Source organism: Candidatus Finniella inopinata (genome assembly GCF_004210305.1).
Taxonomy (GTDB): Bacteria; Pseudomonadota; Alphaproteobacteria; order Paracaedibacterales; family CAIULA01; genus Finniella; species Finniella inopinata_A.
In genome coordinates, this window is record NZ_SCFB01000011.1 from 11,988 (window position 1) to 33,075 (window position 21,088).

Sequence of the window (21,088 nt, forward strand, 5' to 3'; positions counted from 1 at the left end):
CAGAATGAGTTATAAACCCTTGCTGTATAGATCGTATTATGGCACGATTTGAGCTATAAAACTTATGATGTCACTCATTATGTGGAATTGGCAACAAGCGAATTGGCCCCGTTTTTCTTATGATGAAAAACTCTTACATGCTTTAGAGGAAGAATTTATCCATCAAGCTGGCTATATGAAAGGTTGCATAAAGCACCTTCCAGAAAAAGATAAAGTGATCTTAACAGTTGACCTGATGAGCCAAGAAGCTTTGAAGACTTCAGAAATTGAGGGAGACTTTCTTAATCGTGAAAGTATACAGTCTTCTATCCGACATAATTTTGGTCTTGAAACCGATAACCGCAAAATTCCTCCCTCTGAACAAGGTATCGCCAAAATGTTAGTTGATTCCTATACAACGTTTGCTGAGCCTCTTACCCATCAAAAATTATTTGATTGGCACACCCTTTTAACAAATGGCCGTCAAGATTTATTAACGATAGGAGCATATAGAACTCACTTAGAACCTATGCAAGTAGTTTCAGTGGCACTTCATAAACCTAAAATATATTTTGAAGCCCCTCCTTCTCAGAAGATTCCTCAAGAAATGGATCAATTTATTTACTGGTTTAATAAATCTTCTACAGAAGTCTCTCCTTTACGTCCTTTAATTCGCGCTGCAATAGCTCATCTTTACTTTGTTTGCATTCATCCTTTTGAAGATGGAAATGGACGGATAGGACGTACCATCGCAGAAAAAACTCTTTCTCAATCTATTAGAAACCCTATCTTAATTGCCTTATCTCATACCATTCAACAAAGGAAGAAGGAGTACTATGATGCTTTGGAGCGAGCAAACCAAAAGTTGGAAATAACGGATTGGCTTTTATACTTCTCGAACACAATTCTCCAGGCTCAGCTTCATACCCAAACACACCTTGATTTTATCCTTAAAAAAGCAAAAATCCTTGATAAGGTACGAAGCCAATTAAACCCCAGACAAGAAAAGGTTATTATTCGACTGTTTAGAGAAGGTGCGTATTCCGGCGAATTCGAACGGCAATTCTGGTTTTATCCGAATGGCCGTTCCGGTTTAATTCGAACGGTGAATCCGGTTTTATCCGAACGCGGATTCTGGTTTAATTCGAATACGAATCAAAGAGAAGCGAACTCTCCGATTTTATCTCATTTTTTCACCCCTTCATTGTTTGTGATTTCCGTTGTGTCATGCAAAGGACCCTCGATGTTTTTTTGTTTGGTGTTTTCCTGATCCTTTTCTTTACTCCTCACTTTTCTCATAGATTCCCCTTTAATTTCAAGCCTATAAGAATTATGAACCAACCTATCGAGGATAGCATCCGCTAACGTCTCATTTCCTATGGTTTCGTGCCAGAGTTTGACAGGAATCTGACTGGTGACAATCGTAGAGCGTTTATCATGTCGGTCATCCAAAACCTCCAATAAGTCACGGCGTTGCTCATCTGTCAGAATAGACAATCCAAAATCATCTAAAATTAAAACCTCCGTTTTAGCAAGTTCACTCATTCTTTTTCCATAACTCCCATCCCCCTTTCCAAGCTGCAATTCGCTAAGCAAGCGACTGAGGCGGCAGTAATGAACTTTATAACCTTGAAGGCAAGCCTTGTGGGCCAGAGCACAAGCCAAGAATGTTTTCCCCGTGCCACACGGCCCAACAATCAAAATATTATGATGAGAAGCAACCCATTGGCATTGAGAAAGTGTGGCCAACAAAGATTTGTCTAGGTTACGCTGACATGAATGGTCAATATCTTCAAGGCAGGCCGTCTGCTGTAGTTTGGCACTGCGCAAGCGTGCCTGTAATTGCCTGTTTTCCCGGGCGATGACTTCTGTATCAACCAACAAGCCAAGACGTTCTTCAAAGCTCAGCTGCGTTATGGTTGGTTGCTCCAGCTGTTCTTTAAAGGCTTTTGCCATAGAATGAAGACGAAGTTTTTGAAGGTTGTAAACAATTGGATTCAGTAACATGAAATGGTCTCCTTTTTTAGATTATTTAAAGTATTTTTGGCCACGAATATATTCGTGAGAATCAGAGAGGCTATTGACTTCTGAGGACGAGGATAAAGACTGTTGATCCATCTTGTTCTTCAAAATAGATTCAACATTTTTGTAACTGTGGCCTCCTATCTCTAAAGCCCTTTTACAAGCCAGCTCTAAACGGTCTTCACCGTAACTCTTGCCGAGCCTTAAAATCCCAAGACACGTGCGAAACCCCTGTTGAGGATGGGCGCGTGAAGCCATGATGACTTCTATCAATTTTGCCGTTGCTTCCCCCGTTTTCTTGGCCCAAGAAACAATTCGTTCGGGTGTCCATTCCACCTGTGCTTGATGAGCTTTTGGCATGTGCAGAGTATTTGTCGTATATCCGTTGGCACCATAACTTCTGACATGGGTCGCGACACATTTATTCTGACAAAAAATTTCAACAATCGTCGGTCCATAGCGAACATAGAGAGATTCCTTTGCCAAGGCATAGGGAACACTGTAAAAATGCTTGTCTAACTCAATATGGTAGTTGAAGCCGGCTTTAACTTTTTTCCACTCGGCGTACTCATACCGAGTTGTTGGAAGGGATTTTAATGCCTGTTTCTCAAGGTCTTGAAAGTGGCTTAAACGGGATCCTGGCAGTTTTTGGAAAGGACGTCGGTTTAAGACATCCAAAAGTGGCTGAATAGCTTGGTTTAACTCGCTCAAGCTAAAAAAGGTACGGTTACGAAGCTTGGCCAGAATTTGTCTCTCGACTTGTTGGACTGCATTCTCAACTTTAGCTTTATCCTTCGGACTTCTTGACCTTGTTGGAATAATTGCGACGCCGTAATAAGAGGCCATATCTTGATAGGTTGGGTTGATATCAGGTTCGTAAAGATGCGCCTTATGGACCCCACTCTTTAAATTGTCTGGCACAACAATCTCTGGACAGCCACCATAATATTCAAACGCATTCACGTGAGACTTGATCCAGTCTGCAAGCGTTTGGGTCCATGTGGCCTCCACGTAGGTAAAACTGGACGCACCAAGCGCAGCTACAAAAATCTGTGCTTCACCGACTTCCCCTGTCGACGTATCCGTTACAACGGACATCGTTTGACCGGCATAATCCACAAAAAGTCTCTCTCCTGCTTTGTGGGTCTGGTGCATCCAGACATCAAGTGTTGAATTACGCCATCCTCGGTAAACGTCGCAGAACTGGCTGTAGCTAATCCCTTGGGGGTACTTTTCTTTATACTCACTCCATAATAATTGTAACGTAACATGCTTGCACTTGAGTTCTTTATGAATATAAATGCAATCAATCTCTCCCCGTTGTTCTTTATTGATTTTTTGAGCAGGCGGATACAGCTTGATCTCCAACTCTTCGTCGCCTAGATTGTCGGGCACAGGCCAGCTTAAGTTAACTGCTTTTGCCCTCTTGACGCCTTCAACCGCCGTACTCGCGCTAATGCCAATGCTCTTGGCTATCTCCTGGTAACTACATCCACAGCTGTACCGTAAACGTAAGATTTCTCTGATCTTTCTCATTGATATGTGACTCCGTGACATGGGCTGTTCCTTTCATGTTTTGTTGAACAAAAAAAGGATACAGCGTTCATAAAACGCGTTTTATAACCAAAGGTCTCCTTGATACAGGAGGTCAAAGGCCATCGCTTCGTCTTGGAATCGTTATTCGATTTAAACCAGAATCACTGTTCGATTTGAACCGGAATACGCACTTGGGTATAAGGTCTTACCAAAACTGGCTCTACCTGACCATTTTTCTTGATGTCCTCAGCCAAAGCATAAATATTGCCAAACTCGAATCCAGACCTGTCCGCCAGCTTCCAACGTCTGCATTTTTTGGGATCAACCTCTATAACGTGCATCGTATTCTCCTTAAATGATCATCACGTGCCTCATATTAATTTAAAAAATATATTTTTGCCAAATTATTAGAAAAAAACTAAAGTAATTTTTTTAGTTTTTTTCTCAGCTTATGAACAAAGGTGTTGATTTCATCAGGATTTTTTTTAGGTCCCACCGTTAAATACGCCTCACAGTCTGTTAAAGCCATTTCCTGAAGGGCCTTTTTATGCCAGAGGTAATCATCATTGGTGCTCCCCAAGACCTCGATAAAGATTTTTCTTTTTTGGCCATCGTTAGGATAAAATCAGGCCGATACTTTTGTTTTTCTGACGTGTAGAGACAGAACAAGGGCTTTTCAATCTCAATAGGATATTGAAACTCTCTCACGACCGACAGAATGGTTTTGGCAATGGATCGCTCAAAGTTACTTTCAACAGGCAACAACTCATCTCTGGATAAGACAGGGATAGCAAAGGCGTCCTGAAAGTAGATTTCTTTCCTTTCATCCATTAAAGCTGACGCCAAAACAAGATAAGGGCCACTTTGTTCTCTGTTGATCCAAGAGGAAGAAAGGGTGATGCCATTTTGTATAGGCAAAAGTATTTTATTTTGTGAATTCAATCCAGAGCTTATGAGCAGACGATTCTGATTCAAGTTAGAAACTGTATGGAGGAAAAGGCAAAAGGGTCTTAAATGGCTAGGCCAAGATAGAGAGAGAAGCTTGTAACTCGCAAATTTTATGGATCGTTCCGTTAAATAAATATGGAGATAATCTTTAAGCGATAAATTTTTAGAAATAACTCTCGTTTCGCAATCTGCCAAAATAGACTCCAATTGTTCCCTTAAACTTTTTCTTTTCTGTTTTTGTTCAAGCAAGGGATTTCGTATGGTACTTCGACTTTCCGTTAGAAAACTGTATAAAACGGTGCCTAATTTACGGCAGTTAGACCGATAAAGCCCCCTTCCCTCTTTCCCCATATGGGTGAATTCTTCATTTTGGGTGTAAAGAGAGAAAGTTTTAAGAGGGGAAGGTAGAAAGAGATGCTCTGTTTTGAAACTCAACAGAATGTTTTTGGTTGCAAAAACACAGTTTGGTGCATGAGTTTGTTTTTCCTTGCACCTAAGACGTGGTTGGTCTTTTTGCAGATGACAAGAGCCGGTCTCTTCCCTTGACAGTCACATAAAATCCAAGCTTTTTGTTTAAGCCTCAACAACTTTGCAACAAGGAGCGACTTTGCAACCTCGTCGTCGTGCTTAGGAGATTTCAGGATATGAATTTCCTCTGGTTTGATAATTTCAATCTTTTCAAAGGTATTTTATCGATAAAATACATGATAAAAAAAGAGGTCCATCCAAGGAAATATAAGGGAAATTTAAAAAGTTCACATATGTGAACTTTTGGATATGGTTCCAACTTATTCTTCTTAAAATTTTATTTTGGTAGATGTTTTTTTTCTGAAATTTTTTGGCAATTTCCCTGACGATAACGTTAGACCCTAAGATCTTTATCTTTCCAAGACAAAAAACAATTTAGAATTTTTCTTAGTAATTTTTATGTTTTTATTTTCAATATTTTTACATTGTTATATAGAATGGCCACTCACCTTCTATTCTGGCTTTTTAATCCCCACATTTGACCCTGTAAATTGCCAAATAGACGATTGAAAGCTTAACTTAACAGAATGTCAATAAAACAGGGGTTTTTGAACTTTGTAGCAATACGCCTACCAAATAAAACCATTCATTTTACCAAATCGTTTTTTTTGTATTCTTTGTTTAATAGATCTCCAGATGTAACCATAACCACACTGGTGTGGTACCACTATTATTATTTCCCCACTTTCCGTTGTATTGATGATTCCATATCACTAATGTGATTTTCTAAAGCAGGTACTAAAATTCTCTTTATAATCTGTTGTTGGCTTCGCTCTTCTTTTTCACAGACTCTCCTTATAAGATCAAGTTGATAATCATTGAGACGTACATTAATTCCATAAGTTGGCTTTGCTTTTGGATCAAATGCTTTACCAGGGCGCTGAGGAGTTCTTTGCTGATTAATTCCCAAAAGAAATGTTTCTTTTTCCTGAGTAGTAATCTCAGGGATACTATTGATATTTTCTTCTTCAAGCACAAATCCATGTTTTTTTTTCATCCGTATATCTCCTGTGCTAAAAGTTTAATTTCTATTTTAGATTTGCCGCTTTCTATTTCAACAACCCCCCTTCCCTCGCTTATGGCATCTCTATAGCTTTTACGATCTCGTAGAACACAAGAGGACAAAGCAATAGATTGAAGTTTCGATAAAAGTTCTTTGGCTTCTTTAACCTCATTAATCATAGGATTTGTTGGAGCAATTGACAAAATTACGTAAGTTTCTAAGGCACGATTCATACTTTTTGCCACCGAAACAAGTTTGTTCATATGGATAATTGTCTCTAGATCTGGCTGAGAGGCTCTGAGGGGTATATATATTTTTTTTGCAGCAAGCATAGCCGTTCTGAGCTCTTCAGAATCTCTCCCCCCTGTATCAACAATTATCTCTTTGTAGCGTTTTGATACATCGTTAATCGTTTCATATATATCCCCTGTTTTTTGGATACAATGAATAACCGGAAGATTTGGAAAATTCTTTTGTCTCCTAGAGACCCATTTAGAGGCTGTTGACTGAGGGTCACTATCAACAATTAGTACATCCTCCCCTTTTTGTGAAAGATAAGCCGCAAGGTTAGTAGCAATGGTTGATTTTCCAGTACCACCTTTTTCTCCGCCTATTAATAAAATCATTTCACTCGTTCCTCTCAATGCTATAGCACAAACTAGCATAAGAGCCACACCGACACAACACAAATACCACATCAAACCAGTGTGGTACCAATTTAGTGCTGTTCCCCTTGTTTTACTACTGAACAATTCTTTTCTCGCAAGCTATTTACCTCACACCTCTTCGATCAAAGGGGTATGTCATCGTCCAAGAGGTAAGGAGGCACGACTCCTTTAAACTCCACATTTGTTGTTGGCAAGAGTCACAGTCGACATATTGGTCTGGCCATCACTTGGATAAACCGATGACTTTTCATTCCCATCAGAATCCTTCTGTCCATCCAATAATTTTAAATTTTAAATGACCCAGAAATCGCGGCAACACGACATCCGTTGTATAATCTTCAACCCCTGAATTTTCGGTCCACTTGCGGGTGTGAAGATGACCCACAAGATAGACCTTAGAACCCTTTTTAAGATACTTCTCAGAAATCTCTAGAGTTGACGCAATCTCTCGCTGCGCCCTTTCCAACTGATATAATTTTTCCCAAACACAATTTTCACCCCCCGCTCGGTGATGTTGTATCCATCTCACCAAAGAATTGTCTCAATTCTAATTGGATAATTTTTATTTTTTCCATATTCATAGATTAAATCCTCTTAGGACGATTGGTTAGTATACGTTGTTCGTTTTGTTAATAATAGTTGCGTGTCATCTTTTTTTACCATCAAAACGGCTCATAGACTCGATTCCTGCTGGTTTTTTTGTTAAGATGAGCAAACCGAAAATCAGCGTTTTTTATGACCGTTTCCTCAAAGGTAGCTCCCTCAAAAAAGGCACCAATTGCCAGAACATCAGCAAAGTTTGCCTGCCCAAAGTCTGCATCCAGCCAAACAGAATGGCTAAGATCAGAGTGAATTAACGTAGATCCACTAAACTCCGCTCGTTTACCATAAGCATGGGAAAGGTTTGTCTCTACAAACTCACACTCATCAAAATAGACATCCAGCGCCCACACACCCTTCAAGATTGAATTAAAGAAGGTACATCCCTCAAAATGAGTGTTCTCCATTTTCATGTAAGAAAGATCGCGGTCCGAAAAATCTTCTTGGCTAAATCTTAAGCCGCTGATATCCCCTCGAAGATTTCTTTGGTCTTCTGTTAAGATTTTTTCATTATTGTGAACTAGTCTGAGCCATTCCTGATGATTGTCTAAAAGGTATGGAAGGTTAGGTTTTAATTGGGTTGGCATTTTGTTTTTTCCTGCATTAACAACAATCTATGGATGTATAGTAGTAACCCACCTACAAGTTGTCAATCACAAAATAGTAACCCTACTATTGACTTATAAAAAAAAGAATGTATGATTTTTTGTAATAAATCACCCTGCCCCAAGGGGGGGGTATCACTGAGAGGAAAACATATTGTTTGTTTAGAACGCAGCAAGCTACGGGCAATTAACCTTCAGCGATTAAAGAGTAAGGAAAGAAAAAATGGCGTCAAATATAAATAGATGCAATCACGAATTCATCCAAAAAGCCATAGATCTGGTTGGAGGAGCAACGGCTCTCGCAAAAAAACTAAACGTTTCTTACCATACCGTTCTGACTTGGAAAAACGGGAGGTCTTCTGTTTCAACAACAAACTGTCAAAAAATAGAAAAGGCTACAGATGGAAAAGTAAAAGCCAAGGATATATTGCCAGATTACCCATGGGATGAATTAAAATGAACGATGAATTGTTAGGAAAAATAGTTTTGATTTTGGAAATTTGCAGCCCCATTCTGACGGGCCTTACCATTTTGTATTTTAGGCTTTCTTCAAGAATAGATAAGACAGAGGCTAAATCAGAAACGCGTGTTGATGAGTTGAGAAAAGAAGTACAGGCTCTTGACAATAAAATGGAACAAAGGTTTATGCACATGGAGCAAAAGCTTGAGCAGAAATTCGAAAGAGTTGACCAGAAGTTTGAAAAGATAGACCAAAAGTTCGATCGTTTATTCGAAATGCTCGTCATTAGGAGTCAATTGGGTAGAGGGAATCCACTCAAAAAAACAAAGTAATAGGCCGGAATTTTTTTATTTTAAAAAATGTGGAAATTGCGAATTTTAGAAAAAACAGGGAGATGTGAAATGTAGAAAAAAGAAAAAGCCTAAGAAGAAAACGTTCGTTAACACAAACGCTTCCTCCTCGTTAACACCACTATATAGGGTGAGCAGGCGGAACGTCAACACTTTTTTATAGTGGAGCTAGAATTATGTCCGATATGGGACAATCGCGTCTATTGTTGAGTGAGAGTTCCTGTCTTTTGTACCAACCAGAGCTGGCTGACAAGATAGGAAGGGTAGAGGCTCTTGTCTTGCAGTCCATCCATTACTGGATCAACTCCAAGAACGAGTCGATTGGAAAAATTCACCAAGGCAAACGATGGATTTACAATTCCTACAAGGCGTGGGCTGAGGAGATTCATATGTATTCTGAAAAAACCATCTTCAGGGCCATTCGAAACCTCGAAAAGATGGGAATCTTGATTTCAGAATCGCTTCATGCTTTTAAAGGGAATCGAACGAAGTGGTACACGATTATATATGAGAAGCTCTTCTCGTTCCTCGACTCTTTTCCCTCTCAAGAGGAAAAAAAACCAACAGACAAAAAAATGACCAGATGGTCTGGTCATGGTGACCAGATCACTACAGAGAATACTTCAGATACAGGTTTAAACCGCGCAAGCGCGCGTGACCCCCTTCAACCTCTGGTTGAAAAAGAACAGCCCTTGGCTGTAGAGGTATCGATTACAGAGCAAGAACCTGCTTTTTCAATTGAGGAAGAGGCCTTCAAGGTTTTAGACCTCATCAACACCCAACTGGATAAACCTCTAGACATTTTCCAACCGATCTTCAAAAACACGATTATCAAACGGATGCGAACGCATTTTGGGGCAGGGAAGGGGGGTCTGGACCGGTTTCGAGAGTACTGTGCCAAATGGGCAGCCAATGCCTTCTTGATGGGAAAGAAAGCCATGAGGAGTGGGGACCTGTTTCGATGCAGCATCGGCTCGATCCTGTCGGAAAAAATGATTGAGGATTCTTGGGAAAACAAAGGCTTTTTCCAGGTTTATGCTCCGCTTACGGAACCAACCCCCCCAACCCCTCAAGAGGAGAATGAAATGGGAAGACGATCAGAATTGGCGCCCTTACCCCCGTTAACTTTATGTGACGTTTTGGAATCCGCTCAGACGCCTTTGGACAAGGCGGTGAAGACAAGGCTTTACAAGGCTTTAGGGGATGTGACCTATCAAGCCTGGTTCCACACCACAGGCTTCGTGGCGAAGGGCTTGAAGAACGGGGAGTTGGACTTTTTCATCAGCAGTGGATTTGCCAGGGAGTACGTGGTCACGCACTATGGAACCCAGATGAAAAAAGCTTTTGAGTTTGCCTCCTATGGGGAACAAGGAACGGAAGGGTTAAGGGGAGGGAGCTTGGCATGATCAACACATTTACCCACGACCATTTTTGTTATTGGATCGACAAAATGGATATTTCCTACGAGGAAGCCGCTGAGTTGCTGGGAGTCAGTCTTTCCACGATTGAGAACTATGCCTATGGCCTTGTAAAAATATCCCCAGACCATGCGACGGCGTGTCGGTTGTTGTTGAAATTTAAAACCAAACGGTTGAATGGGATAATAGATACCTGATCTAGGAAAAGTGTCTAAGACACAAAGATGGGTTTAACTGTTAAGATGTCATCAGCGGCTTTTCCTGGTACGGAAAGAAGTGACAGAACTTGGTCAGGATTCATTTGTCGGAAGAGCTGCCCATCAATGAGGTCTTTTTGCTGATAGTGAATGGATTGGGTGGAAGAACGGGAGCCACGCTCTCCAGAGCTTGAACTATGAACAAGCCTCTGTGTTTCGACTTGGCCTAACAAGCGGTTGCAGTAACCAATCGTCCAATCATCTTCGACACGAAAGACCAACTTTTGTCGGAAGTTTTGTAACAAAGCATGAACAAGGTCCCGATCACCAATAGCTGCATAAAAGCTACTGACAGATTGAGCGGAGAGGATGCCGATGGTTTTACTGCTTCTGGATTTGTCCCAAAAGTTAAGGTCACTCAGGCCGTCTTTATTGGCGCTTACAATTTCTTGATATTCATCGCACATAAAAAAGACAGGTCTGGTTTGGTTCCAGTTAGGTTGGATGGCTCTTTGTTGCATGACATTAAAGAACCGTAATTTAATCAAAGTGTAGACAATTTTACCCCCTAAGCCCCACTGAGCAAGCGGCAGATCCACCACATAGAGAGCGCCGTCCAGAACCGCTTCCATCGGGTGTGTTTGGACCGATTGAGGAGAACAAAAAGCATCAACTAAGCTTGGATGTTGAAAAGGGGAGAGAATTTGCATCATGCTCGCCATAACCCCATCCCGTATCTTTTGGTCAAACGAATTAAAAAGAACATGAACATACTGATGATAGCTTATAAAAAGCCGTTCGTCTAAATCGGACTTACTTTTTTCAATGGCTTTTTTTAACACTCTTTGTTGAAAAGTTTCATCAAAGAGGTATCGATAAATGCCGTTCAGATGGTACTGCTCAGGGACAAATAAAAGAATGCCCAACGTGTTTCTGAAAAGCTCTGTTGCGGTATCAGTCCAAAAACTATCCATTTTAGTGTTGGACAAAAGGAAAGCCGATTTTAGAAACGAAGAGGCCATTTCAGGCGACAACCCTGCCAATAAATTAAGAGACTGTTGACCAACGCCAACTAAGGTTGGCTCTCTGTTTGTCATGTTGGCGAGATAGAAAACGGCTTGTTTAAAATCTCCTTTTATATCGAAGATTAAACCTCCACAATCTTGATCAAGCAGTTGGAGGAGGAGGGGGTTCATCCCTCGTGTCGTTTTGCCCGATCCTATGGCTCCCAGGATTAAAATGTTCTGGGCGGCGTCCTCAAGGCTGAGACCAATTTCTTGTTCAGAAGAAAGGCCGGCTGGATGCCAAAGGCGAGAAAGTTTCCCTGTTGATTGTCCTAACCATAAGGAAAAGGGCAAGGGAGATGCAGGACTGTTTTTAAGGGACTGTTTTTTTGGCTTGGGATCTCTTACAGAGAGCCAGAGCATGAGACAGAAAAGGAAGAAAGAAGCAACAGGCCAAGCAAATAGCCTATTTCCCAAGTAAAGAGCACAAAAAGAGGGGGGAGGAGAAGCCCTGTGTTTTTTGGAAGATTTTCGAAGGGGAGGGGTTTTTTTGTTTTCTTGAAGGATCTGATACCGTTTCAGGTAAGGTTGCAGAAAAGTGTAACTGGAATCAACCAAATTGCCGACGACAGCCACCAAAGCGAGGCAAGCCACAAATTGTTGCGGTTTTGAATAACGATTCCAAATTTCCCATCGTGGTTTAAAGAGCTTCAACCCCATTTTTATTAAGGACAGAAAAGGCCATAACCAAAAACAAAACATCCCCAAGGATCCTATGTCTGCCCCTCTGTCACCAGGATGTTGAACGCCCAAAGCGGTGAAGATATACCAAAAACTTAGCCATAGAATCAACCACAAGACGAGACCCGTAAGAAAGGTATCTTTAAATGAAAAACGCCATTTTAAAGAAACGGGGTTGAGAATGCTCCGTTTAGTTTCGGAGGGAAGAGAAGCTCTTAAGTCATGGAAGGTTTCAACGACATTCATGTGCTTTTAACCAAAGGAGAAGGGCTGGTGAAGCCATTGTTTTCTGAATTTATTGGTATTGTCAATTTGCTTTATTGAAAAAAAGGGGTTCAAGGGGAATATCTTCTTTTTATGGTTGTCGTTCTTGGAAAAAATTCTTTTTGCTTTTTTGTATATTGATAGATGAGCGTTTTGACCAAAATCCTCTTGCTATCTACGTGGTTTTTCAGTCTTTCCAAAAGAAGAAAATATTCCAGATCTTTCTGATGATTTTTTTGAGCTTTCTCTTTTTTCTACTCATATGTTTTTTTAGCATTTTTTTTTAAATTCTGACCCGTTTAGTGGGTTATGTTCCTTTTTTCAAAGACGTTATCCTTGTTTCGCGTTTGAGTGACCGATCCAAGATTTTGAGAAGTTCGTAAGCTTTATCTTTGTGCTCTGGACTATTTTCTAAATCAACTTCGATCGGTATACCGACATAGTCGACGAGGCCAGATTTAACTAACAGGCCGCCGAGTTGGATGAGGGTTCTTGTTCGTGCATTTTTTTCCATCGTTACGATTCTATTTCTCTGGAGTGTGAGTCTATTCAGATATTGCCAATTTTTAAGAATCTGCTTTTGTTGTTTGATCAGATTGAGGAAACGAGGGGTCTGTATTTTTTCCAACTCCTTTACTTTTTTTGGTTATGTCCAAAAGGTCTTTTCCTTTTTTCTCCCAGTAGTTGATTTTTTCTTGATGGGTTTCGGAATCTTCAGATTGTTGATGGATCTCGATGGTTTCGAGTATGGACCCAATCAGAACTTCTGGTTGGAGAATATGGGCCTCTGTTTTTTTGATAAGTTTGGCGAGGTCGTTTATCTGTTTTTGCTCGAGAAGTTTTTTCCTGTCCTGGAGGTCTTTAATCTTTTGGTCTATGTCTTGAAGTTTGATAGAAGGTGCCATAGGTTTTGTCTCGTCGTTCTCTTGTTCTTATATTTAGTTAAAATCTTTACGGAATTTAGTTTTGATGCTTTTGTGTCTGATCATGTTGTGACTGTACTAAAATCTTTTAAACCAGACAAGATGTTTTTTTGGATCAAAATTCTTTTGATCATCGGTGGCTTAGAGGTCATATCGAATTCGAAAGAATTTTGATATGCGCGCTTACACGTTGCAAGCAACGTCTCTTGTTTTTTCGGAATGTTTGGTATAGAGTAATGAGCATGGCACAGTATCATTTAACTATCAAAAATATCTCCCGTGCAGATGGCAGAAATGCCGTAAAGAGTGCCGCGTATCGTCATGGAAAAAACTTTACCTGCGAAAGTGTTGGGGAAACTTTTTACTATGGTAAAAAGAAGGATGTCGAACATTGTGAGGTCAGCGTTCCAGAAAATGCTCCCGAATGGGCAAAATGTTTAACGAAGATGGATGCCCATGAGGCTTCTCAGAAATTATGGAATGCTGTTGAGGTTATTGAAAAAAGGAAGGATGCACGACTTTCTAAAGAGGTGGAGTTTTCTCTGCCGCATGAGATGAATAAGGAAAAGAGGTTGGACTTAGCAAGATCGTTTATTCAAGAAACGTTTACATCAAAAGGAATGATTGCTGACTGGTGTGTTCATAACCATTTTGATGAAAAAGACGGTATTGAAAAACCGCATGTTCATGTGATGTTGACGACCAGGGTGTTGAAAGAAGATCCAACTGTCTCCATGGGTGTAGAGGGCAGGGAAGGTCAGAATGATTTCTTAATTTACAAAGGTATTTGTTTCGGCGAGAAAGATAGATCTTGGAATGATAAGAAGCTCGTTCAGGAGATTCGACAAAGTTGGGAACTCTTTGCGAATAAACATTTGGAAAAAGCGGGGTTAGATATTCGGATTGACCATCGGTCTTATGAGGCTCAAGGGATTGAGTTTGATCCCCAACCGAAGCTTGGTAAAGGTCCCGAAGAGATGCATAGCCGAGGGATTTCTGTCAGTCGTTTGGAAGACCTGGAGAGGGTAAAACAAGCGAACAAGAAATTGATTATCAAGGATCCCGGTTTGGTGTTGGATTATATCACCCGGCAGAAGTCTGTTTTTACGCGCCAAGATATTGCCCGGGTTTTGAATCGCTATGTGGATGATGTGGAAGAATTTCAAATCCTGTTGGGACGGGTTGAGGCTTCTTCTCAGTTGGTCAAGGTCTATGATCGGGTTGGGGTTGCGTCGGTTGATCCGCAGAAATTGACAACGAAGGGTATGATTGCCTTAGAGCGTTCCCTTATGAAGCAGTCTCATATGTTAAAGGAGAAGGAGAGTTCTGGGGTTGCTTCTGTGACCCAATCTTCTGTGATTCAAGGGATGAATGAACAGATGGGCCGGTGTTTATCCTCTGATCAGGTTCGGGCTATTTACCATATGACGGATGCGGGCCAGTTGAAGGTTGTGGTTGGATATGCGGGGGCTGGCAAATCCACGTGTTTGAAGGTCGCTAAGCAGATTTGGGAGAATGAAGGGTATCGGGTACTGGGGGCGGCTCCTACGGGGAAAGCGGCTGATAACTTAGAGGGGATTGGGATTGCATCGAAGACCCTTCATAAGTGGCAGTATGAATGGAGCATGGTGAGGGAGACGATAGGGGAGGGTGATATCCTTGTTGTCGATGAAGCAGGGATGGTTGATTCGAGGCGGTTACAGGCGCTTCTTCGACAATCTCTTCAGCACGGGTTTAAAGTTGTGTTGATTGGGGATCCGGAACAATTATCTCCGATTGAAGCGGGGTGTGGTCTTCGCACCCTTATGGATAAAGCGGGTTTTGTCGAAATCAATACCATTCAACGGCAAGGAACTGCGTGGCAGCGAGAAGCTACAGCGCAGTTGGCGACCAAACAAACGGGTCTGGCTTTAAAAGCCTATGCCGAAAAGGGTTGTGTTCATTTGGTGGCAGATGCCAAGGAACAATTGATCACGGCCTATGCGGCTCAGATGGCAACGAAGCTGCGGGAAGAGGCTTTAGACTGTGTTATCTTGGCTCATACCAACCGAGATGTAAAAGACCTGAACGAACGAGCCCGTCAGGTTGCGAGGGAATCCAGTCGTCTTTTGGGGGAGGACCATCTGTTGACGGTTTCTCGCTATAACACTGATGATCATCTTGTTCCCCCCAGTGACCCTCTTCCCCCCAAAATCACCTGGCAAACCAAATCCTTTGCGAGGGGTGATCAAATTGTCTTTTTGCGGAATGATTATGGTATTGGCGTCAAGAATGGTCAGTTTGGGGTGATTCAAAAGATTGATGAGGGGATGCTGCAGGTTGAGTTACAAGATAGGCGGGTTCTTAGATTTGATCTCAGTCTTTACAGTTCCTTTGATCATGGGTATGCGACGACCCTTCATAAATCCCAGGGAGATACCGTTGAAAGGACCTTCCTGTATGCGAGTGGGGGCATGGATCGGCATTTAACCTATGTGGGTCTGTCTCGACATAGCCAAGAGGTTCATATCTACGCGGACAAGACTGACTTTAAGCATGAGGAGCACTTGTTTAGAGCTCTTAGCCGCGATAATCCCAAGGAGAATGTCTTTGACTATCGTTTAGAACCCGTGGGTTTACAGCCCGAGATTTCTGTAGAGCAAAGCTATTCCCCGGTTGAAACGGTTGAGGTGATGTCCCCTCTATTTCCTGAGCCAGAACAATCGCTGGAGCCCTTTGAGCCTCTTCGAACAACTCCGTACCAGTTTCACCAGTGGCACAGGGAGGCCACAAGCCATTTACAAGCCAAGAATACCCGTGACGCTTTAGAAATCTATGATGAGAAAGGGTGTCTTCATTGGGTAGAGAAGTCACAAGACAAGCTGGTTGAGGACTATGTCACTCGGATGGGGACCAGGCTTCGCGAAGAGGCTTTAGATGGCGTTATTTTAACTCAAACCACTCAAGGGGCGCGGCTCATGAATGACAGCGTTCGTATTGCTGCCAGGAAATCAGAGAGGCTTTATGGAACCGACCATTTATTAAAGGTCGTTGGATTTATTGGTCGGGAAGAGAAAGCGTTTGCTGTGGGTGAACAGATTGTCTTTTTGAAAGACGATGAAACAATTGGGGTTAAGGCCGGTCAGTTTGGGGTTATTCAAAAGATTGATACAGAAAACCTCAAGGTTGAATTGCAAAACCTTCAAGACGTTGTTGTCCCCCTCTCGTCGTATCGTGCCTTTGATTATGGGTATGCCATCACGGTGGAACATGCCGCGGATTCTAAGATCGCCCGAACATTTCTTTATGTCGATAGAAGGATGCATCCCCACGCCCTGTATGCTGGGCTATCTCGTCACACCAATGAAGCTCATATTTATGCCAACACAGCATCCTTTAAAAGCAAGTCGCATCTCTTCGAGCATGTGAGTTCTTACAAACCTTACACAGAATTGGATCTTGGTATTCCAACTCCCCAAGATTGGGTTCCCTCTGCCGCTCAACCTTCCCGTCATCGCCACGAGTCAATTTTACAGAAGGTGTCTGAGAAAATGGCCATTCATTCCGAACACGATTTGGTTGCAGTCTTTATGCAGCTTGATGAAAAGATCGACTCTTTTCCTTATCCTTTAAAAATAACACCCGCTGAATCGAAGCAGGAAGAATCCCTCATGAAACTTTCCCGCGAGGTAAGCTTTCATATTTCTAAGGATCCTGACTTGATGAAGAAAGTTAACAACCTCGGTCTTGGGTCCAGGATTGAACGGCAAGCATCAGATTACAGCATCAGTCAATCCCCAGAAAAGGTCAGAGAACGGAGTCTTGGTTTTGGGAAGGGGAGGGGCATGGGAAGAGGAATGGGGATGTGGCCACGGTAAAATCTGTTACGTGTTGGAAAAGGTCTACAAAAAAGCTACTGGTAAACCATTAAGACATTTTAATGCGTTTTTTATATTCCTGGGCAGCTTCTGAAGATAGCACCAAAAACGGGTTGAATTTTAGAGGTGGAATGATTATGTTCTAACCAAATTGATCAACACTCAGAAGAAAAGATCATGAACGCATCGCAAGGTGGCATTTCCGCCCAACAATTACGGAATTTTATTGAAAAGATAGAACGTTTAGAACAAGACAAGGCTGAACTAACCGAGGTGATTCGTGAAGTTTTTGGTGAGGCTAAGTCGGAGGGTTTTGATGTGAAAGTCATGCGCCAACTCATTAAGATTCGGCGTATGAAAAAAGACGAACTCGTCGAGCAAGAAGAGCTTTTAGGTCTTTATAGACAAGCTCTGGGTGATTAATCGTTTTTTCTAAAACGCAGGGTTTGGCGGCTCTCTGACCTTAGTTGATCCTGTGTTTGATTATTCAGCACATTTTGGACGATTTGTACTCGTCACCTTCTCAGAAACAGCAAAGGTTAGGAACGATTTTTGCCAGTAATCCGACGGATAAGCCCTTTGGCCATGTCCTTAATAATCGTTAAAAATTCTTGAATAACATAGCTCATCTGAGGCTTAAGAAGTTGGTGGGTCTCATCAGCTTTAACTTGTTCCTTGAGCTCTGGTTTGATTGGGATTATAGGATCTTTTTCCCTATTGGTTCTGTTCTTTTTCCCAGACTTCAAAGAAACCCCAGAAAGATCAGCCCAACGGTACAAGGTGGATGCCGCAAGCTTATTCTCTTTGGCATACGCTTCTACTGTGAGGGAAGTTGCCTGACACTCTTTGATAAAAGCAAGTTGCTGCTCTTTTGAAAAAACAGACCTTGTCTTTCGGACTCTTTTTTGATGGTTTATTTTAGACATACTTTAGGCCATTTGTTGAGTTCTGCATGGCTGCATCATAAAACACTTCTGGCTCAACGCATCATTAAAAGATGAGGGGGGCTTCTTGCAATAAGACCCCTGGTTATCTCAAAACCGGCCCCAGTGGCTCTCCCAGTCTGTAGGGTTTTGAACTTAAGGGATCCCAATTTCTCTTGAATGAGTTAAAGTGAGGGGCAACCCCTATACAAGAGATTCTACAAGAGATTCAGATATGCGTCTTGAGGATACACTCGATCAACTCACCAAACTTTCCCAAAGGATAAAAGCTCAAGAACCCGAAGCCCTCACAAACCACGAAAAACAAGCAGTTCTTACCATGGCTGAACTTGAAAAAACCGTTCAAGACCTGATCAGGGAGCATAGGCCCGTTAAGGTCGTTTTCTTAAGCCTGTTTTATTTCTGGCTAATGCTGGAGGCCCCTCTTCGAAGGGTTAGTGAAAGACAGGTTGCCGAATGGTCTTCGCCGTTAGAGAAATCGCTGGAGAGAATCATTGGGGTCATAAGGAAACAGTTGATCATTTGCTCGATCATACACCAACCCATGACATGAAAATTTTAGGCAAAACAGTTGACCAATTAAAAGCGAACTTTTTAGAGGGAGCTTTTAATGATTCTTTGTCCCATCGTGAATTAATAACTCACACAGAAGCCATCAATACACGCATCCATACCGTCACCTCTAACCTTTTAAAGCAATCCGTTCATCCTGAAATTGTATCCAATGTTCTCTTTGGGTCTTGGCTGCGGATCTTAAATTTGCATGCTTCTATCGGCGAAGCGTATCACCAAAAAATGGAGTTTTATTTTACCGAAGTGATTGACGCTGCTCGCAAGCAGGTTCCTTTATTATTTCAAGAGTCGCGATGAGGGATTTTCTGTCAGGATAGATGAGCAGACCTTGTTGAGCCTTTGCAGAAACGCCTCATCCATGTCCGAAGCTAATCGGACCCTCAAATGAGCCTTGCCGCCCAATCTTTCTGGTTCATTCGTCGAAGAATCAAAGGCTTTGGATAAGACAAGGGGGATTTCTTCCATGCAGCAAATTCCATTAGGGGGTTGTGGTGAGAGAGGAAAGAGGTTTCTCCCACCTCCGAAAGTATAGGGTCAATTCCCCCCTCAAAACAATATCTCAATCCAAGATTGATGGAACATTTTTAACAGATCAGTGTCCAGCTTAGGTACAGGCAAAGACCGATCAGAAGGACAAGCCAGATGTTCCTGGAAGTTTGCTCTTGGCGACCATCAGCATGTAAAAAACAGGCCAGAGCATTGAGGGTTGAAGAATTGCCACAAGGGCACGGTTGACTGAAATTAAAGGGGATACCCTGATCGATATCATGGGGTAGGGTAGGCATACGCAGAACTCTTACTTTCTCTATGTTATGGGTTAAGAACCTCTCTGTTGGGTTGAGTACGCAGAAAAAAAACAGGGCTCTCCTTAAACCGGAGACGGCTTAAGGTTTGTGTACTTCTTGCAGATGTGGGTTATGGTTTAAGTATAAGGGAAATCCGTTACGAAAATCAAGAATTGTTGCAAATATGCTTACCACCCGACGCAATTACACAAGATCTTAAGAAGCTTGTATAATTAGCCTTCAAAACAGCAAAACTATAGGGCCTGTGGGGCGACAACTAGAATTTCCTAAAAATAACTCATCTGTTCTTCCCTATCCTCTTCCGAGCCTTGGTATCCCTAGAAAATCTGTTGACTTTCCTGGTGGTTTTACTATTCTGCAGGGCATAAATTGACTCAACGAAAGATTCGATATGGCCCTTGGTAAAAAAGAATTGGTTTCTCATTTAGCAAAAGTTACTGACCTCACTCAAGATAAGCCTGGCAAAGCCGTCGAAGAGGTCATAGCCTGGATTCGTGATTCCCTTAAAACGGGTGAGGACGTGCGTTTAATTGGGTTGGGTACATTTTCCATACAAAAGCTGCCGGCCAGAGAAGGTCGAAACCCTGGTACGGGTGAGACGATGCAGATAAAAGCCAGTAATCGAGCGACCTTTAAGGGTGGAAAAGAACTTAAAGACACGTTGAATGGTGGATAAGTCTTTTGAATTTTTCCTATGAACTTTGGTGATTTGGTTGATGGTTGGACAACAATAGTTGCAAGTTCAACGAGGAGAATGCGTTTATGATCGCATTGCCTAAAAAAATAGGCATTATCAAGCCTGCTCTTGTAAAAAGGATTGAGATTGGTCCAAGGCGTCTTTCTGCCGGCTGCGTTCAAGATAGTTATAGATGGTTTTTTTTGTGAGTTTGTATTCTGCCATGAGGTCTTTGATCAAAACCCCTTCTTGTCGTTTTTGAACAAGCTCTTCTGCTTGTTTTTCCGTTAACAGGTTGAGTCGACCAAAAAGAACACCTTTTTCTTTGGCTTTTTTAATGCCCTCCGTTTGTCTTTCTTTGCGGATTTCTGTTTCGAATTGGGCAATGGCACTGAGCATGTGGAAGAGCAATCGACCGGACGAGCCGGAGGTGTCGATATCTTGATCCAGGACTTTGAAAATGACCTTTTTAGTTTTTAAACGTTCAGCGATGGTGCAAAGGTCGAGGGTTGATCGAGCCAATCGGTCAAGCTTGGTGACCATGAGGGTATCGCCTTCTCGGATATAATCCAGACAGGCCATCAGCTGAGGTCGCTGGGAGTTAAGGCCGCTTTGTTTTTCTTGGTAGATGCGGTCACAACCGTGGCTAGTGAGTTTTCCTAATTGGATGTCGAGTTTTTGTCCACTGCTGCTGACACGAGCGTATCCAATGACGGCCATGGTATAGAATCACCTTAGAAGTTATTACATAGACACTATTACACATGAATTTACACACGTCAAGCTGGGGGGATAAAAAAGGGGTAAAATACTATACCTTAGTGATCCTACTATATCTTGTGGTTTGATATTAATCTGCTGAAACCCTCTGATTTTGGTCTCCATTATAAAAACTTTGATAATTTATTGTCAGGCAAAGTTCATATTTAAAGAGTAACGAGTTCCTTTTAATTCTCCCTTCTTATTCAAAAGGCCTTTTTCAACCA

22 protein-coding genes and 1 pseudogene are annotated in these 21,088 nt (G+C 41.9%); 9 read left to right on the forward strand and 14 right to left on the reverse strand.

The genetic code is table 11. The annotated features are described in order from the left end of the window. Positions 1–64: 64 nt before the first annotated feature. Positions 65–1,249, forward strand: coding sequence for a Fic family protein (locus EQU50_RS06920; RefSeq protein WP_130154401.1), 1,185 nt, complete (start codon positions 65–67; stop codon positions 1,247–1,249). Here the strand turns inward: EQU50_RS06920 and istB are convergent. The 8 genes and pseudogenes from istB to EQU50_RS06960 form a co-directional block, all read right to left on the reverse strand. Continuing rightward, positions 1,165–1,986, reverse strand: a complete 822-nt coding sequence (istB, locus tag EQU50_RS06925; RefSeq protein WP_130153461.1) for an IS21-like element helper ATPase IstB — start codon at positions 1,984–1,986, stop codon at positions 1,165–1,167. The two genes, EQU50_RS06920 and istB, sit on opposite strands and share 85 nt — an antisense overlap. Before the next feature lie 21 nt (positions 1,987–2,007). Next, a complete protein-coding gene (istA, locus tag EQU50_RS06930) occupies positions 2,008–3,537 on the reverse strand; it encodes an IS21 family transposase (RefSeq protein ID WP_420886594.1) in 1,530 nt (509 codons plus the stop codon). Positions 3,538–3,698: 161 nt separating this feature from the next. After that, a complete protein-coding gene (locus tag EQU50_RS06935; RefSeq protein ID WP_130154402.1) occupies positions 3,699–3,878 on the reverse strand; it encodes a ParB N-terminal domain-containing protein in 180 nt (59 codons plus the stop codon). A 178-nt stretch (positions 3,879–4,056) separates the two neighbouring features. Continuing rightward, positions 4,057–4,836, reverse strand: a complete 780-nt coding sequence (locus EQU50_RS06940; protein ID WP_130154403.1) for a hypothetical protein — start codon at positions 4,834–4,836, stop codon at positions 4,057–4,059. 850 nt (positions 4,837–5,686) lie between these two features. Further along, positions 5,687–6,010, reverse strand: coding sequence for a hypothetical protein (locus EQU50_RS06945; RefSeq protein ID WP_130154404.1), 324 nt, complete (start codon positions 6,008–6,010; stop codon positions 5,687–5,689). Then, a complete protein-coding gene (locus EQU50_RS06950; protein WP_130154405.1) occupies positions 6,007–6,642 on the reverse strand; it encodes a nucleotide-binding protein in 636 nt (211 codons plus the stop codon). Before EQU50_RS06950 ends, EQU50_RS06945 begins: the two co-directional genes overlap by 4 nt. A gap of 334 nt (positions 6,643–6,976) precedes the next feature. Further along, positions 6,977–7,111 (reverse strand): annotated as a pseudogene (locus tag EQU50_RS08670) (single-stranded DNA-binding protein); the annotation flags it as partial. A gap of 235 nt (positions 7,112–7,346) precedes the next feature. Next, positions 7,347–7,871, reverse strand: a complete 525-nt coding sequence (locus EQU50_RS06960) for a pentapeptide repeat-containing protein (protein WP_130154406.1) — start codon at positions 7,869–7,871, stop codon at positions 7,347–7,349. A gap of 241 nt (positions 7,872–8,112) precedes the next feature. Between EQU50_RS06960 and EQU50_RS06965 the strand changes: the two genes are divergently transcribed. The 4 genes from EQU50_RS06965 to EQU50_RS06980 all read left to right on the forward strand — a co-directional run bounded on the left by EQU50_RS06965 (position 8,113) and on the right by EQU50_RS06980 (position 10,314). After that, on the forward strand, positions 8,113–8,349 hold the full coding sequence (locus EQU50_RS06965; RefSeq protein ID WP_130154407.1) for a transcriptional regulator: 237 nt from the start codon (positions 8,113–8,115) through the stop codon (positions 8,347–8,349). After that, positions 8,346–8,681 (forward strand): hypothetical protein, encoded by a 336-nt coding sequence (locus tag EQU50_RS06970; protein ID WP_130154408.1) that lies wholly within the window; start codon positions 8,346–8,348, stop codon positions 8,679–8,681. The genes EQU50_RS06965 and EQU50_RS06970 overlap by 4 nt, the downstream gene beginning before the upstream one ends. 194 nt (positions 8,682–8,875) lie before the next feature. Then, positions 8,876–10,105 carry a DnaA N-terminal domain-containing protein gene (locus tag EQU50_RS06975; RefSeq protein WP_130154409.1) on the forward strand — a complete coding sequence of 410 codons (1,230 nt, stop codon included), beginning with the start codon at positions 8,876–8,878 and terminating at the stop codon, positions 10,103–10,105. Next, complete coding sequence (locus EQU50_RS06980; protein ID WP_130154410.1) at positions 10,102–10,314, forward strand: helix-turn-helix domain-containing protein; 213 nt, start codon at positions 10,102–10,104, stop codon at positions 10,312–10,314. Before EQU50_RS06975 ends, EQU50_RS06980 begins: the two co-directional genes overlap by 4 nt. Before the next feature lie 14 nt (positions 10,315–10,328). Here the strand turns inward: EQU50_RS06980 and EQU50_RS06985 are convergent, their stop codons facing one another. The 3 genes from EQU50_RS06985 to EQU50_RS06995 all read right to left on the reverse strand — a co-directional run bounded on the left by EQU50_RS06985 (position 10,329) and on the right by EQU50_RS06995 (position 13,228). Then, entirely contained in the window at positions 10,329–12,305 is a 1,977-nt protein-coding gene (locus EQU50_RS06985; RefSeq protein WP_130154411.1) for a type IV secretory system conjugative DNA transfer family protein, read from the reverse strand. 325 nt (positions 12,306–12,630) lie between these two features. Continuing rightward, positions 12,631–12,837, reverse strand: coding sequence for a conjugal transfer protein TraD (gene traD / locus EQU50_RS06990; RefSeq protein WP_130154412.1), 207 nt, complete (start codon positions 12,835–12,837; stop codon positions 12,631–12,633). A gap of 52 nt (positions 12,838–12,889) precedes the next feature. Continuing rightward, positions 12,890–13,228: a hypothetical protein gene (locus EQU50_RS06995; RefSeq protein ID WP_130154413.1), complete on the reverse strand. Its 339-nt coding sequence runs from the start codon at positions 13,226–13,228 to the stop codon at positions 12,890–12,892. 260 nt (positions 13,229–13,488) lie between these two features. Here EQU50_RS06995 and traA point away from each other — a divergent pair, with 260 nt between their 5' ends. Continuing rightward, positions 13,489–17,103 carry a Ti-type conjugative transfer relaxase TraA gene (gene traA, locus EQU50_RS07000; RefSeq protein WP_165380384.1) on the forward strand — a complete coding sequence of 1,205 codons (3,615 nt, stop codon included), beginning with the start codon at positions 13,489–13,491 and terminating at the stop codon, positions 17,101–17,103. 177 nt (positions 17,104–17,280) lie between these two features. After that, on the forward strand, positions 17,281–17,526 hold the full coding sequence (locus EQU50_RS07005; RefSeq protein WP_130154415.1) for a DUF2312 domain-containing protein: 246 nt from the start codon (positions 17,281–17,283) through the stop codon (positions 17,524–17,526). Between the two features lie 116 nt (positions 17,527–17,642). Here the strand turns inward: EQU50_RS07005 and EQU50_RS07010 are convergent, their stop codons facing one another. Continuing rightward, positions 17,643–18,029: a transposase gene (locus EQU50_RS07010; protein WP_130154416.1), complete on the reverse strand. Its 387-nt coding sequence runs from the start codon at positions 18,027–18,029 to the stop codon at positions 17,643–17,645. A 474-nt stretch (positions 18,030–18,503) separates the two neighbouring features. On the opposite strand from EQU50_RS07010, the gene EQU50_RS07015 reads away from it, so the two are divergent. Next, positions 18,504–18,917, forward strand: a complete 414-nt coding sequence (locus EQU50_RS07015; RefSeq protein WP_130154417.1) for a hypothetical protein — start codon at positions 18,504–18,506, stop codon at positions 18,915–18,917. 287 nt (positions 18,918–19,204) lie between these two features. Here EQU50_RS07015 and EQU50_RS07020 read toward each other — a convergent pair whose 3' ends face one another. Continuing rightward, the gene (locus EQU50_RS07020; protein ID WP_130154418.1) at positions 19,205–19,405 is read right to left on the reverse strand and encodes a hypothetical protein; all 201 of its coding nucleotides are present in this window, start codon (positions 19,403–19,405) and stop codon (positions 19,205–19,207) included. Positions 19,406–19,817: 412 nt separating this feature from the next. Here EQU50_RS07020 and EQU50_RS07025 point away from each other — a divergent pair, with 412 nt between their 5' ends. Further along, positions 19,818–20,102: an HU family DNA-binding protein gene (locus EQU50_RS07025; protein WP_130154419.1), complete on the forward strand. Its 285-nt coding sequence runs from the start codon at positions 19,818–19,820 to the stop codon at positions 20,100–20,102. A 117-nt stretch (positions 20,103–20,219) separates the two neighbouring features. Here EQU50_RS07025 and EQU50_RS07030 read toward each other — a convergent pair whose 3' ends face one another. Further along, positions 20,220–20,822, reverse strand: coding sequence for a recombinase family protein (locus EQU50_RS07030; RefSeq protein WP_130154420.1), 603 nt, complete (start codon positions 20,820–20,822; stop codon positions 20,220–20,222). Positions 20,823–21,088: the final 266 nt, after the last annotated feature.